This is a genomic window from Pseudomonas sp. Irchel 3H9, assembly GCF_900187495.1.
Lineage (GTDB): Bacteria > Pseudomonadota > Gammaproteobacteria > Pseudomonadales > Pseudomonadaceae > Aquipseudomonas > Aquipseudomonas sivasensis.
Genome location: NZ_FYDK01000001.1, coordinates 831,322 through 845,254 on the forward strand (window position 1 = coordinate 831,322; position 13,933 = coordinate 845,254).

The window sequence follows — 13,933 nt, forward strand, 5'->3', positions numbered from 1 at the left end:
TTTATTAGTTGGACGCCGTACCGGGCAAGCGCCAAAAATCGAGCGTATTCCACGATGAGCGTCGTGGGGGTGTCAGGACAGGTTGCACGTTCTGCGTTAAAAATCCCACACTGCAAAAAAATAAGTCCTACAGGAGCGCCAGACCGTGAGCCGTCTTTTACTGAATTGCGATATCGGCGAAAGCTTTGGTAACTGGACCATGGGTCTGGACGCCGAGGTCATGCCGTTCATTGATTGCGCCAACGTGGCCTGCGGCTTTCATGCCGGCGACCCAAGCATCATGCGCAAAACTGTTAGCTTGGCGCTCAAGCATGGCGTGCAGGTGGGGGCGCACCCGGCATACCAGGATTTGCAAGGCTTCGGCCGCCGTTCCATGGCCTATTCCCCTCAGGAAATCCAGGATCTGCTGCACTACCAGATCGGCGCCCTCGACGGCATTTGCCGTGCCCAAGGCGGCCGCGTCAGCTACGTCAAACCCCATGGCGCGATGTACAACGACATGATGGCCAACCCGAAACAACTGCGTGCGGTCATCGAGGCGGTGGCCGCTTATGGTGACTTGCCGCTGATGTTGCTGGCCACTCGCGATAACAGCGCAGCCCAGGCATTGGGCGATGAGTATGGCGTGACCCTGTGGTTTGAAGCATTCGCCGACCGCGCCTACGACAATAACGGCCACTTGGTTTCCCGCCAGTTACCCGGCGCTGTGCACCACGACGCCGACACGATCATCCAGCAAGCCCTGACTATTTCTCGTGGCGAACCGTTGACGGCCAGCGACGGCAGCGCCCTCGTACTAAACGCCAATACCCTGTGCGTGCATGGCGACAACGCCAGTTCAATTGCTGCCGTGCAGCGTATCCGCGAGGCGTTGAAGCCAGCATGAAGCCGCGGATTGAAGTGGTGGCCATCGACTGCCTGATGGTGCGTCTGTTCGATGCGATTGCAGAAGCCAACATGCCGTGGATGCTCGCCGCAGCGCAACGCTTGCGAGAAGGGTTCGGCGCTGCATTGGTGGATCTGGTGCCGTCCTACACCACCTTGATGGTGCATTACGACCTCATCGCGCTGAGCCCTGCCCAGGCCCGAGAGCTGATCGACCACGCCCTCACCGACTTGCAGCCGCAGGCTCAGGGAAGCGGTCAATGCCATGTGCTGCCGGTGTGGTACGACCTGAGCGTCGGTCCGGAACTGACCTTGCTCAGCCAGCGCAGTGGCCTGGCCGTCGACGACGTGATCCGTCTCCACAGCGCCCACGAATATCAGGTGTTCGCCCTTGGCTTTGCCCCCGGTTTTGCCTTTATGGGGTTGGTGGACGAAGTCCTCGCCAGCCCACGCCTCAGCACACCGCGCAAACGCGTGGCGGCTGGCAGTGTGGGGATCGCCGAGCGCCAAACGGCTGCTTACCCGGTGGTTTCTCCGGGTGGCTGGAACCTGATCGGTCGCACCCCCGCCAAACTCTTCGACCGCGCGCGCGACGGCTACAGCCTCATGCAACCTGGCGACACGGTGCGCTTCGAAGCGGTCAGTCGTGCCGAATTTATCAACCTGGGTGGCGATGACACGCCGTTGGAGGCGCAGGCATGAGCCGCTTGATCATCGAGGCCAGCACGCCGCTGTGCCTGTTGCAGGACGCCGGTCGTTTTGGCGTACGCCACCTGGGCGTGACCCAAGGCGGCGCGCTGGATTGGGTGTCGATGTCGTGGGCCAATTGGCTGCTGGGCAATGCGCTGGACGCACCGGTGGTGGAAATCACCCTCGGCGGCTTTACCGTGCAGGCCGAGGAGTATTGCCTGCTGGCCTTGGCCGGTGCGGACCTGGGCGCGTATGTCGATGAACGCCCTATCAGTCCGGGACGCAGTTTTATCCTGCAAAAAGGCCAGCGTTTGCGCTTTACCCAGCCGTTCAACGGTGCGCGGGCGTACCTGGCGGCACCCGGCGGGTTTGATGCGCCGGATGTGCTGGGCAGTTGTGCGACGGTGGTGCGTGAAGCACTGGGCGGGCCGGACGGATTCGGCAAAGCGTTGGCCGAGGGCGGGCGGTTGGCCTATTCCGGGACGGGCGGCGCGATGAAAGTCCTGAGTGCACAGGCGTTGCCCGCCAAGGCGCCGCTGGATGTGATCGTCGGTGCACAAATCGGCCAGTTCAGCGGCCAGAGCCTGTTCGATGCCTTCAATACCGATTGGGCCCTGGACAGTCGCGCCGACCGCATGGGCATGCGCTTGCTCGGTACGCCGTTGCGGTACCAAGGGCCGTCGCTGATTTCCGAAGGTATCCCGTTGGGTGGCATCCAGGTGCCGCCGGATGGGCAGCCGATTGTGTTGCTCAATGATCGGCAGACCATTGGCGGTTATCCGCGTCTGGGGGCGTTGACGCCTTTGTCGCTGGCGCGGCTGGCGCAGTGTTTACCGGGAGAAAAGGTGAGGTTGGTACCGGTGGTCCAGGAAACGGCGCATCGGCAGCATGTCGAGTATTTGCGCCGATTTACATAACACCGCAATTTAAAATGTGAGAGGGGGCTTGCTCCCGATGACGATGGTTCAGTCACTGATGTGTTGACTGAAACACGGCTATCGGGAGCAAGTCGAATCGTCGCACCGCCCCTCCCACATTAGATCTCCTGCATTATTTGGCTCGGCGTTTATTTGGAGAGGAAGCGCATCCCTTCTTCCAGCCCGCGCAATGTCAGCGGATACATCTGATCCTCCACCAACTCCCGCACAATCCCCGTTGACGCGGTGTAACCCCACGTATCCTTGGGATACGGGTTTATCCAGATCAGCTTTTTGTACTTGGCCATGAAGCGCTGCATCCACACATACCCCGGCTCTTCGTTCCAGTGCTCGACGCTGCCGCCAGCCTGGGTGATTTCATACGGTGCCATCGATGCATCGCCGATAAAGATCACTTTGTAGTCGGCGCCGTACTTGTGCAGCAGGTCTTGAGTGGAAGTGCGCTCCGAGGTGCGGCGCTGGTTGTTCTTCCACACCGACTCGTACACGAAGTTGTGGAAGTAGAAATATTCCAAGTGCTTGAACTCGGTCTTGCAGGCCGAGAACAGCTCTTCGCAGATCTTCACATGGGCGTCCATCGAGCCGCCGATGTCGAACAGCAGCAACAACTTGATGGTGTTGCGCCGTTCCGGGCGCATCTGGATATTCAGCAAGCCGGCGTCGCGGGCGGTGTGGTCGATGGTGCCGTCGATGTCCAGCTCTTCGGCCGCACCCTGGCGCGCGAACTTGCGCAGGCGGCGCAGGGCGATCTTGATATTGCGCGTGCCCAGCTCAACCTGGTCGTCGAGGTTCTTGTACTCGCGCTGGTCCCAGACTTTCACCGCCTTGCCCTGGCGCTTGCCAGCGTCGCCGACGCGAATGCCTTCGGGGTTGTAGCCGCCGGAGCCGAACGGGCTGGTGCCGCCGGTGCCGATCCATTTGTTGCCGCCGGCATGGCGTTCTTTCTGTTCTTCCAGGCGCTTTTTGAATTCCTCGATCAGCTTGTCGAGGCCACCAAGGGATTGGATCTGCGCGCGTTCTTCATCGCTCAGCGAACGCTCGAATTCCTTGCGCAGCCAGTCTTCGGGGATCAGCGCCTGCAAATGGTCGTCGAGCTTTTCCAGGCCGTTGAAATAGGCACCAAACGCGCGGTCGAACTTGTCGAAATGCCGCTCGTCCTTGACCAGGATCGCCCGGGCCAAGTAGTAGAACTCGTCCATGTCGGCGAAGGTCACGCGCTGCTTGAGCGCGTTGATCAGGTCGAGCAGCTCGCGCACGGACACCGGCACCTTGGCGGCGCGCATCTCGTTGAACAGGTTGAGCAACATTAGCGATTACCGCGACGGCTCATGAACGCCAGACGCTCCAGCAGTTGCACGTCTTGCTCATTCTTGACCAAGGCACCGGCCAGCGGCGGGATGGCTTTGGTCGGATCGCGCTCGCGCAGCACCGCTTCGCCGATGTTGTCGGCCATCAGCAGCTTGAGCCAGTCCACCAGTTCGGAGGTGGATGGCTTTTTCTTCAGGCCCGGTACTTTGCGCACGTCGAAGAACACGTCCAACGCTTCGCTGACCAGGTCCTTCTTGATGTCGGGGTAGTGCACATCCACGATCTTTTGCAGGGTGGTGCGGTCGGGGAAGGCGATGTAGTGAAAGAAGCAGCGGCGCAGGAAAGCGTCCGGCAGCTCTTTTTCGTTGTTGGAGGTAATGATGATGATCGGGCGTTTCTTGGCCTTGATGGTCTCGTCGATTTCGTAGACGTAGAACTCCATCTTGTCGAGTTCTTGCAGCAGGTCGTTGGGGAACTCGATGTCGGCCTTGTCGATTTCATCGATCAGCAGGATCACCCGTTCTTCGGATTCGAACGCTTCCCATAACTTGCCTTTTTTCAGGTAGTTGCGCACGTCGTGCACCTTGTCCACGCCCAACTGCGAGTCACGCAGACGGCTGACCGCGTCGTACTCGTACAAGCCCTGATGGGCCTTGGTGGTGGATTTGATGTGCCAGGTGATCAGCTTGGCGCCGAAGGATTCGGCCAGTTGCTCGGCGAGCATGGTCTTGCCGGTGCCCGGTTCGCCCTTGACCAGCAACGGCCGCTCCAGGGTGATGGCGGCGTTGACGGCCAGTTTCAGGTCATCGGTAGCCACATAGGCCTGGGTGCCTTCGAACTTCATCGGTGTTTCCTCGCATTCATCAATGCCGGGACTATACCGCGCAGCCCCGGCGACTGTGAACGCAGACGAGTTATTCAGTCTCTGAATGACCAATGTGGGAGGGGCTTGCCCCCGATGGCAAGGTTTCAACCAACCGACTCATTGGCTGATCCGCCGCCATCGGAGCAAGCCCCCCCTCACATTTTAATCTGCGCTGGGTTTGGGCTGTTCATAGCGCGCATTGAACGCCTGGATAAAACCATTGCGCAAAATCGCTAAAAACGCAGAGAACGCGCTGGCATCCTTCTGATGCACGCTGCCACTGAGTTCGACGCGGGTGGCAAATTGGTTTTTCTGTTGGTTCTTGAGCACGGTTTCGCTCGCACCCACCACGGCCTCCCAGATCGAACGGAAGATGTTCTTGTCCTTGTTCTCCACGTCTTGCTGCCAGTCAAACACCTGCACATCCCTTAGCAGCGGTTTGATATAGCCAGTCAGTTGGCCTTTTTCGGCCTGGGCTTCGATGACTACATCGCCGGTGCCGGCCTTGAAGTCGAACTTACCGTAGGCCGAGGCAAAGTCATTCATGCGCTTGAGTTGCAGGTCTTTGGCGCGGAAACGAAATTCGAAGTTCTCAAAATTGCTCAGCGGGTCGAAGGTGGCGCTGGCTTCCAGCGGGGCCTGGCCTTGCAGCAGGGCTTTGCCGTCGAAGCGGGCGTCGCGCTTGCCTTTGACGTCAACGACGTTGGTCAGGTTATAAAAGCTGGCGTTGACGTTGGTCGCGTCGATCTTCACCACGGGTTTGGAACTGAAGTTATGGAAGGCAATCTTGCCCTCTTCGATACGCACTTCATCAAGGGTGATCGGCGCCAGCTTGCTCAACTGCTCGCGCCAGTCGGTGCCTTTACCGGTCTGGGACGCCTGCTTGTTAGCGCCGCCGTCGACGAAATTCACTTCAGGCTCGATAAAACGCATTTTGGCGACCACTGCATGGTCGTACCACAGCGAATGCCAGCTCACCGCCAGGTCGATCAGCGGCGCCTTGACGAACGGTACCGGCACTTTGCCGTCGACCTTGACGATCTCAAGGCCGTTAATCCGGTAGGCGCCGCGCCACAGCGCCAGGTCCACGTCGGTAATTCGGCCTCGGTAATCGCCCATGTCGGCGAGCTTGTCATTCAGATAATTACGCACTAAGTAGGGCAGGGCGATGCTTAAGGCAACCATGACCACCAGCAATCCGGCGACGGTCCATAGTGGCCAGCTGTAGCGACGTTTCATCGGGCAGTTCTCCTTGCAGGTAAAACATGGACTGCCGCGAGCCGAGCAACGTTCCTCTGACTGGACGCTTTGCAGTACGAGGCATACCCTTATTGCCTTCTTGAAATTGCCTATAGGACCCGTCATGAGCCGCATTTTTGCAGACAACGCGCACTCCATCGGTAACACGCCCCTGGTGCAGATCAACCGGATCGCCCCCCGTGGCGTGACCATCCTGGCCAAGATCGAAGGGCGTAATCCGGGTTACTCGGTGAAGTGCCGCATTGGCGCGAACATGATCTGGGACGCAGAAAGCACCGGCAAACTCAAACCGGGCATGACCATTGTCGAACCCACATCTGGCAACACCGGCATCGGCCTTGCGTTTGTCGCCGCCGCCCGTGGTTACAAGCTGCTGCTGACCATGCCGGCGTCGATGAGCATCGAGCGCCGCAAGGTGCTCAAGGCGCTGGGCGCCGAGTTGGTCCTGACCGAGCCGGCCAAAGGCATGAAAGGCGCTATCGAAAAGGCCGGCGAAATCGTCGCCAACGATCCAGCCACCTACTTCATGCCGGGCCAGTTTGAAAACCCGGCGAACCCCGAGATCCACGAGAAAACCACCGGTCCGGAAATCTGGAACGACACCGACGGCGCGGTCGATGTGCTGGTAGCGGGCGTGGGCACCGGCGGCACCATTACCGGTGTGTCTCGCTACATCAAGAACATTGCGGGCAAGCCGATTCTGTCGGTAGCGGTGGAGCCGATTGTGTCGCCGGTGATCACCCAGGCGCTCGCCGGTGAAGAAATCAAGCCCAGCCCGCATAAGATCCAGGGCATCGGCGCCGGCTTTGTGCCGAAAAACCTCGATCTTTCGATGGTTGACCGCGTCGAGTTGGTGACCGACGACGAATCCAAGGCCATGGCACGGCGCCTGATGCAGGAAGAGGGAATTCTGTGCGGTATTTCCTGTGGCGCAGCAATGGCCGTGGCCGTGCGCCTGGCCGAGAAGCCGGAAATGCAGGGCAAGACCATCGTGGTGATCCTGCCGGACTCCGGCGAGCGCTACCTGTCGAGCATGCTATTCAGCGATTTGTTTACCGAGCAGGAAAACCAGGCCTGATGAGCGTTTGGGGTTGATGTGTGTCAGCCCCGTTACCCTGGGCCTTCTGCATACTGGCCCAACTGTTTATCATGGCTGGCTGCTACGTCTGGTTTCCCCGTGACGGGAAGTTGTTGGCCAGACGCTTATTTCCAGGAGTTGCTGCATGACCTTTTCTTTGGCCGCCAAACTGTCGGTGTTGCTGCTGTTTATCGGTAGCACGCTGTATGTACACCTGCGCGGCAAGGCCCGTTTACCGATGTTGCGCCAGTTCGTTAACCATTCGGCGCTGTTCGCCCCCTATAACGCCTTGATGTACCTGTTCTCGGCCGTGCCGTCCAAACCTTACCTGGACCGCAGCAAGTTTCCGGAACTGGACGTGCTCAAGGACAACTGGGAAGTGATCCGCGAAGAGGCCATGCACCTGTTCGACGAGGGTTACATTCGCGCCGCCGAAAAGAACAACGACGCCGGTTTCGGTTCGTTCTTCAAAAAGGGTTGGAAGCGTTTCTACCTCAAGTGGTACGACAAACCCCTGCCATCGGCCGAGGCGCTGTGCCCGAAAACCGTGGCCTTGGTGAGCAGCATTCCTAACGTCAAAGGGGCGATGTTTGCGTTGTTGCCGGGCGGCAGCCACCTCAACCCGCACCGTGACCCGTTTGCCGGTTCCCTGCGTTATCACTTGGGCTTGTCCACGCCGAACTCCGACGACTGCCGCATCTTCGTCGACGGCCAGGTGTATGCCTGGCGTGACGGTGAGGACGTGATGTTCGACGAAACCTACGTGCACTGGGTGAAGAACGAAACCGAGAAGACACGCGTGATCCTGTTCTGCGACATCGAGCGCCCGCTGAGTAATCGCGTGATGACCCGCGTCAACCGTTGGGTCAGCAAGCAACTGGGCCGCGCCACCGCGCCGCAGAACCTGGATGACGAGCGCGTCGGCGGCATCAACCAGGCGTATGCCTGGAGCAAGACCTTCAGTGACAAGTTCAGTGGTGTGGTCAAACAGTGGAAGCGCAAGCATCCAAAGGCTTACCGCATTGCGCGGCCGGTGCTGGCAGTGGTCGTTCTGGTGCTGTTGTGGAAGTGGCTGTTCGGCTGATCTGAAGCGTTAAACGCGGTCAAAGTGTGGGAGGGGGCTTGCTCCCGATGGCGGTATGTCAGTCAAAACATCTATGACTGATCCAACGCTATCGGGAGCAAGTCGAATCGTCGCACCGCCCCTCCCACATTAGTTCTCCATTGCTTTTGAGATCGCCTTACGACGCAATCAACTGCCGCAGCACATAGTGCAAAATCCCCCCCGACTTGAAGTATTCCACTTCATTCAAGGTGTCGATCCGGCACAGCACGTCGACCTTCTCGCGGCTGCCATCCTCGCGTGTAATCACCAGCGTCAGGTTCATCCGCGGCACGATCTCCACCTCGCTCAGCCCGAGAATATCGATCTTCTCCTTGCCCGTGAGCGTCAGCGCCTTGCGGTTCTGATCCAGCTTGAACTGCAATGGCAACACACCCATGCCCACCAGATTGGAACGGTGGATCCGCTCGAAGCTTTCGGCGATCACCGCCTTGACCCCCAGCAGGTTGGTGCCTTTGGCCGCCCAGTCACGGCTGGATCCGGTGCCGTACTCTTGACCTGCAATGACCACCAGCGGCGTGCCCGATGCCTGGTATTTCATTGACGCATCGTAAATCGGCATCTTCTCGCCGGTGGGGATGTACAGCGTGTTGCCGCCTTCTTCGCCACCGAGCATTTCATTGCGGATGCGGATATTGGCAAACGTGCCGCGCATCATCACTTCATGGTTACCGCGGCGTGAGCCGTAGGAGTTGAAGTCCCGCGGTTCGACGCCTTGCTCGCGCAGGTAGCGGCCAGCGGGGCTGTCGATCTTGATATTGCCGGCGGGGGAGATGTGGTCGGTGGTGACTGAATCGCCCAGCATCGCCAGCACGTTGGCGCCCATGACGTCTTTGATCACCGGCAACGGGCCGTCGATGTCCTCGAAGAAGGGTGGATGCTGGATATAGGTGGAATCCTTCTGCCACACGTACGTCGCGGCCTGGGGCACATCAATGGCCTGCCACTGCTCGTCGCCGGCAAACACCTCGGCGTATTCCTTGTGGAACATGCTGGTGCTGACCTGCGCCACGGCGTCGGCAATTTCTTTGCTGCTTGGCCAGATGTCCTTGAGGTAGACCGGGTTTCCGTCCTGATCGTTACCCAACGGCTCGCTGCTGATATCGATGCGCACGGTGCCAGCCAGCGCATAGGCGACCACCAGCGGCGGCGATGCCAGCCAGTTGGTTTTCACCAATGGGTGCACGCGGCCTTCGAAGTTACGGTTGCCCGACAGTACCGAGGCCACGGCGAGGTCGGCCTTCTGGATGGCTTTTTCAATAGGCTCGGGCAATGGCCCGGAGTTGCCGATGCAGGTGGTGCAGCCATAGCCCACCAGATCAAAGCCGAGGGTGTCCAAGTATTGAGTGAGGCCTGCCGCCTTGTAGTAGTCGGTGACCACCTTGGAGCCGGGAGCCAGTGAGGTCTTCACCCACGGTTTGCGCGTGAGGCCTTTTTCCACGGCTTTTTTCGCCACCAGCCCGGCGGCCATCATTACGCTGGGGTTGGACGTGTTTGTGCAGGAGGTGATGGCGGCGATCACCACCGCGCCGTTTTTCAGCCGATAGGTCGTGCCTTCGTACTCGTAGTCTGCTTCGCCCACCAGGTCGGCGTTGCCCACGGCCACACCACCGCCGCCTTCACTTTCCAGGCGGCCTTCTTCCTTGTTGGTGGGTTTGAATTGCAGGTCGAGGAAGTCGCTGAAGGCCTGGCCGACATTCGGCAGGGCCACACGGTCCTGTGGACGTTTTGGCCCAGCCAGGCTGGCTTCGACGCTCCCCATGTCCAGGGCCAGGCTGTCGGTGAACACCGGTTCCTGACCGGCATTGCGCCATAAGCCTTGGGCCTTGGTGTAAGCCTCGACCAGTTTCACGGTTTGCGCCGGACGACCGGACAGCCGCAGATAATCCAGGGTGACGTCATCCACCGGGAAAAATCCGCAGGTGGCGCCATATTCCGGGGCCATGTTGGCGATGGTGGCGCGGTCGGCCAGGGGCAGATCGGCCAGGCCGTCGCCGTAGAACTCGACAAATTTACCCACCACGCCTTTTTTGCGCAGCATCTGGGTCACGGTCAGCACCAGGTCGGTGGCGGTGATGCCTTCCTTGAGTTTACCGGTGAGCTTGAAGCCGATTACTTCCGGGATCAGCATCGACACCGGCTGGCCGAGCATCGCCGCTTCCGCTTCGATGCCGCCCACGCCCCAGCCCAGTACGCCGAGGCCATTGATCATGGTGGTGTGGGAGTCCGTGCCGACCAATGTGTCGGGGAAGGCGTAGGTGCGGCCGTCCTCGTCCTTGGTCCAGACGGTGCGGCCAAGGTATTCCAGGTTGACCTGATGGCAGATGCCCGTGCCCGGCGGCACCACGCTGAAGTTGTCGAAGGCGCTCTGGCCCCAGCGCAGGAAGGCGTAGCGTTCGCCATTGCGCTGCATCTCGATATCGACGTTTTCTTCGAAGGCGTCGGCATTGCCGAACTTGTCGACCATTACCGAGTGGTCGATCACCAGGTCCACGGGGGAGAGAGGATTGATGCGCTGCGGGTCGCCCCCGGCCTTGGCCACGGCGGCGCGCATGGCGGCCAGGTCGACTACGGCGGGTACACCGGTGAAGTCCTGCATCAGCACGCGGGCGGGGCGGTACTGGATCTCACGGTCGGACTGGCGCTCTTTGAGCCAGGCAGCAATGGCCTTGAGGTCTGCGCCGGTGACGGTCTTGTTGTCTTCCCAGCGCAGCAGGTTTTCCAGCAGCACCTTGAGCGACATCGGCAGCTTATCCAGATCGCCCAGGCTCTTGGCGGCTTCGGGCAGGCTGAAATAGTGGTAGGTCTTGTCGTCGATTTCTAAAGTTTTAAGGGTTCTCAGGCTATCAAGGGATGACATTACATGACTCCTTATGGTCCGCACGGCTACGGACCTGACGGGACGAACAGAGCTTTAAAACTAGCGCTGTTTTCATTAGCAGGCTAATAACTGGACTCTATGGGCAAGTCCAAGGTTCCGAACTCGGCTATCATGCGCGCGTTTTCATGACAGGCATTGCGATCGAGCAAGCCAGTTGCCAGGAGATTCAATGAACACCCTTTTTATGCACTGCCGCCCGGGTTTTGAAGGCGAAGTCTGTTCCGAGATCGCGGAACACGCCGCGCGTCTGAACGTTTCCGGCTACGCCAAAGCCAAGACCGGCAGCGCCTGCGCCGAATTTGTCTGCACCGAAGAAGACGGCGCCCAGCGCTTGATGCACGGCCAACGCTTTGCCGAGCTGATCTTCCCGAGGCAGTGGGCGCGCGGGGTGTTTATCGACCTGCCGGAAACCGATCGCATCAGCGTGATCCTCGCTCACCTGCGTGAATTCCCGGTGTGCGGCAGCCTCTGGCTGGAGATGGTCGACACCAACGATGGCAAGGAACTGTCGAACTTCTGCAAGAAATTCGAAGTGCACCTGCGCAAAGCCCTGCTCAACGCCGGCAAACTGGTGGACGACCCGAGCAAGCCGCGCTTGCTGCTGACGTTCAAGAGTGGCCGCGAAGTGTTCATGGGGCTGGCCGAGTCGAACAACTCGGCGATGTGGCCGATGGGCATTCCACGCCTGAAATTCCCGCGCGACGCGCCAAGCCGCTCAACCCTCAAGCTGGAAGAGGCCTGGCACCACTTTATCCCCCGCGATCAATGGGACGAGCGCCTGCACGGCGACATGACCGGCGTCGACCTCGGTGCCGCGCCGGGCGGCTGGACTTGGCAACTGGTCAACCGCGGCATGTTGGTGACGGCCATCGACAACGGCCCCATGGCCGAAAGCCTGATGGACACCGGCCTGGTGCAGCACCTGATGGCCGACGGTTTCACCTTCGTGCCCAAGCAACCAGTTGACTGGATGGTGTGCGACATTGTGGAGAAACCCGCACGCAACGCCGCGCTGCTGGAAACCTGGATTGGCGAAGGATATTGCCGCGAGGCGGTGGTGAACCTGAAGTTGCCGATGAAGCAGCGTTATGCCGAAGTGAAGCGTCTGCTGGAGCGCATCGAAGAGGGTTTCAAGGCGCGCGGCATCCGCGTGGAGATCGGTTGCAAGCAGCTTTACCACGACCGTGAGGAAGTGACGTGCCACCTGCGTCGACTGGTGGATGCGAAGAAAACCAAGGCCCGTTAACGAGGAGTAATCAATGAGCGATATTAACGACAGCCCCGTAGACGGCGTTCTCGATGCAACAGGCCTCAACTGCCCGGAACCGGTGATGATGCTGCACCAGCACATCCGCGACCTGCCGGCAGGCGGCTTGCTCAAAGTGATCGCGACCGACCCGTCAACCCGTCGCGATATTCCCAAGTTCTGCGTGTTCCTTGACCACGAATTGGTGGATCAGCAGGAGCAGGCCGGCACCTACCTGTACTGGATTCGCAAAAAGGCCGACTAAGCGCGCGCCTTATCCGCCCGGATACGCCGGCGTGCACTGCGCGCCAGGCGTACCAGCAACATCCCCGCCGCACAGCTCAGGCCCACGATCAGCCCTTGCCACAAACCGCTTGGGCCGCTGGGCGCGCCGAGCCAGTCAGTCAGCCCTAGGGCGTAGCCCACCGGCAATCCCACGCCCCAGTAGGCGAACAACGTCAGCACCATGGTCACCCGGGTGTCCTGATAGCCACGCAATGCGCCAGCGGCAGTGACCTGGATCGAGTCCGAGAACTGAAACAGCGCCGAGAACACGATCAGCGTCGACGCTAAGTGGATCACCACCGGGTCCGGGGTATAGATCGTCGCGATCTGCTCGCGAAACAACAGCATCAGGCTGCACGACAGGCAGGCATATGCCAGCGCGGTGCCCATGCCGACCCCGGCGGCGAAGCGCGCTTCACGTGCTTCGCCACGCCCCAGGGCCTGACCGACGCGCACGGTGACGGCCATGCTCAGGGAGTAGGGGATCATGAACACCAGGGAGCTGACGTTCAGTGCAATCTGATGCCCGGACACCACCGTGGCGCCGAGGCTGCCGAGCAACAGGGCGATCACTGCAAAAATGCTCGACTCGGCAAAGATCGCGACGCCAATCGGCAGACCAATCCCCAATACACGCTTGATCACAGCCCATTGCGGCCAGTCAAAGCGCTTGAACAATTCACTGCTCTGATAGGCCGGGCCCCAGCGCGTCCAGACGGCCAGGCCGAGCATCATCACCCACATCGCAATGGCCGTGGCCCAGCCACAGCCCACGCCGCCCATGGCCGGCACGCCAAAGTGGCCGTAAATGAAGATGTAGTTCAGCGGAATATTCAGCGCCAGGCCGACCAGGCCCATGACCATGCTCGGTCGCGTACGGCCAAGGCCATCGCTGAAACAGCGCAGCACGTAATACAGCGCAATCGCTGGCATCCCCGCGGCGATGCCGTGCAGGTAGCCCATGGACGGCACGATCAGGTCAGGCTCGACCTTCATGGCATGCAGGATCGGTTCGGCGCACAGCAGCAGCAATCCTCCGAGGATCCCCACGACCACCGCCAGCCACAAGGCCTGGCGCACCAGCGGTCCGATTTCGCTGAATTTGCCGGCACCGTAGCGCTGAGCGACTTTTGGTGTGGTGGCCAGCAGCGTGCCGCTCATCAGCAAGTACACCGGGATCCAGATCGAGTTGCCCAACCCCACTGCCGCCAGGTCCTGGGGGCTGACACGTCCGGCCATCACCGCGTCGACAAAACTCATGGCGGTGGTAGCCAGTTGGCCGATCATGATTGGCAGAGCGAGCGTCAGCAGGTCGCGCACTTCCCGACTGATACGGACGGGGCGGGTGAGGGGGGTGGCGGCAGTGTTCACGTG

12 protein-coding genes are annotated in these 13,933 nt (G+C 60.3%); 7 read left to right on the forward strand and 5 right to left on the reverse strand.

Annotated elements, in window-relative coordinates:
• The first annotated feature begins 145 nt into the window (after positions 1–145).
• The 3 genes from CKW32_RS04005 to CKW32_RS04015 are packed head-to-tail and all read left to right on the forward strand — an operon-like array spanning position 146 to position 2,492.
• Positions 146–886 (forward strand): 5-oxoprolinase subunit PxpA, encoded by a 741-nt coding sequence (locus tag CKW32_RS04005; protein ID WP_095184101.1) that lies wholly within the window; start codon positions 146–148, stop codon positions 884–886.
• Positions 883–1,587, forward strand: a complete 705-nt coding sequence (gene pxpB / locus CKW32_RS04010) for a 5-oxoprolinase subunit PxpB (RefSeq protein WP_095184102.1) — start codon at positions 883–885, stop codon at positions 1,585–1,587. Before CKW32_RS04005 ends, pxpB begins: the two co-directional genes overlap by 4 nt.
• Positions 1,584–2,492 (forward strand): biotin-dependent carboxyltransferase family protein, encoded by a 909-nt coding sequence (locus CKW32_RS04015; RefSeq protein WP_095184103.1) that lies wholly within the window; start codon positions 1,584–1,586, stop codon positions 2,490–2,492. The genes pxpB and CKW32_RS04015 overlap by 4 nt, the downstream gene beginning before the upstream one ends.
• A 149-nt stretch (positions 2,493–2,641) precedes the next feature.
• Here the strand turns inward: CKW32_RS04015 and CKW32_RS04020 are convergent, their stop codons facing one another.
• The 3 genes from CKW32_RS04020 to CKW32_RS04030 all read right to left on the reverse strand — a co-directional run bounded on the left by CKW32_RS04020 (position 2,642) and on the right by CKW32_RS04030 (position 5,925).
• On the reverse strand, positions 2,642–3,820 hold the full coding sequence (locus CKW32_RS04020; RefSeq protein ID WP_095184104.1) for a VWA domain-containing protein: 1,179 nt from the start codon (positions 3,818–3,820) through the stop codon (positions 2,642–2,644).
• Positions 3,820–4,665: a MoxR family ATPase gene (locus CKW32_RS04025; protein ID WP_003210690.1), complete on the reverse strand. Its 846-nt coding sequence runs from the start codon at positions 4,663–4,665 to the stop codon at positions 3,820–3,822. Before CKW32_RS04025 ends, CKW32_RS04020 begins: the two co-directional genes overlap by 1 nt.
• 183 nt (positions 4,666–4,848) lie before the next feature.
• Positions 4,849–5,925, reverse strand: coding sequence for a DUF748 domain-containing protein (locus CKW32_RS04030; RefSeq protein WP_032888766.1), 1,077 nt, complete (start codon positions 5,923–5,925; stop codon positions 4,849–4,851).
• 124 nt (positions 5,926–6,049) lie between these two features.
• Between CKW32_RS04030 and cysK the strand changes: the two genes are divergently transcribed.
• Positions 6,050–7,024 carry a cysteine synthase A gene (cysK, locus tag CKW32_RS04035; protein WP_032888769.1) on the forward strand — a complete coding sequence of 325 codons (975 nt, stop codon included), beginning with the start codon at positions 6,050–6,052 and terminating at the stop codon, positions 7,022–7,024.
• A gap of 145 nt (positions 7,025–7,169) precedes the next feature.
• Entirely contained in the window at positions 7,170–8,108 is a 939-nt protein-coding gene (locus CKW32_RS04040; protein ID WP_032888770.1) for an aspartyl/asparaginyl beta-hydroxylase domain-containing protein, read from the forward strand.
• A gap of 157 nt (positions 8,109–8,265) precedes the next feature.
• Here CKW32_RS04040 and acnA read toward each other — a convergent pair whose 3' ends face one another.
• Positions 8,266–11,007, reverse strand: a complete 2,742-nt coding sequence (gene acnA / locus CKW32_RS04045) for an aconitate hydratase AcnA (protein WP_095184105.1) — start codon at positions 11,005–11,007, stop codon at positions 8,266–8,268.
• 190 nt (positions 11,008–11,197) lie between these two features.
• On the opposite strand from acnA, the gene rlmM reads away from it, so the two are divergent.
• Positions 11,198–12,274, forward strand: a complete 1,077-nt coding sequence (gene rlmM / locus CKW32_RS04050) for a 23S rRNA (cytidine(2498)-2'-O)-methyltransferase RlmM (RefSeq protein ID WP_032888775.1) — start codon at positions 11,198–11,200, stop codon at positions 12,272–12,274.
• 13 nt (positions 12,275–12,287) lie between these two features.
• On the forward strand, positions 12,288–12,539 hold the full coding sequence (gene tusA, locus CKW32_RS04055) for a sulfurtransferase TusA (protein ID WP_032888777.1): 252 nt from the start codon (positions 12,288–12,290) through the stop codon (positions 12,537–12,539).
• Here the strand turns inward: tusA and CKW32_RS04060 are convergent.
• Entirely contained in the window at positions 12,536–13,930 is a 1,395-nt protein-coding gene (locus CKW32_RS04060) for an MATE family efflux transporter (RefSeq protein WP_095184106.1), read from the reverse strand. The two genes, tusA and CKW32_RS04060, sit on opposite strands and share 4 nt — an antisense overlap.
• Between the last annotated feature and the right edge of the window lie 3 nt (positions 13,931–13,933).

Coding starts and splice junctions, on each gene's coding strand:
- CKW32_RS04040 (WP_032888770.1), top strand. CDS start 7,170: ATGACCTTTTCTTTGGCCGCCAAACTGTCGGTGTTGCTGCTGTTTATC.
- CKW32_RS04030 (WP_032888766.1), bottom strand. CDS start 5,925: ATGAAACGTCGCTACAGCTGGCCACTATGGACCGTCGCCGGATTGCTG.
- CKW32_RS04025 (WP_003210690.1), bottom strand. CDS start 4,665: ATGAAGTTCGAAGGCACCCAGGCCTATGTGGCTACCGATGACCTGAAA.
- cysK (WP_032888769.1), top strand. CDS start 6,050: ATGAGCCGCATTTTTGCAGACAACGCGCACTCCATCGGTAACACGCCC.
- CKW32_RS04015 (WP_095184103.1), top strand. CDS start 1,584: ATGAGCCGCTTGATCATCGAGGCCAGCACGCCGCTGTGCCTGTTGCAG.
- pxpB (WP_095184102.1), top strand. CDS start 883: ATGAAGCCGCGGATTGAAGTGGTGGCCATCGACTGCCTGATGGTGCGT.
- tusA (WP_032888777.1), top strand. CDS start 12,288: ATGAGCGATATTAACGACAGCCCCGTAGACGGCGTTCTCGATGCAACA.
- CKW32_RS04020 (WP_095184104.1), bottom strand. CDS start 3,820: ATGTTGCTCAACCTGTTCAACGAGATGCGCGCCGCCAAGGTGCCGGTG.
- acnA (WP_095184105.1), bottom strand. CDS start 11,007: ATGTCATCCCTTGATAGCCTGAGAACCCTTAAAACTTTAGAAATCGAC.
- rlmM (WP_032888775.1), top strand. CDS start 11,198: ATGAACACCCTTTTTATGCACTGCCGCCCGGGTTTTGAAGGCGAAGTC.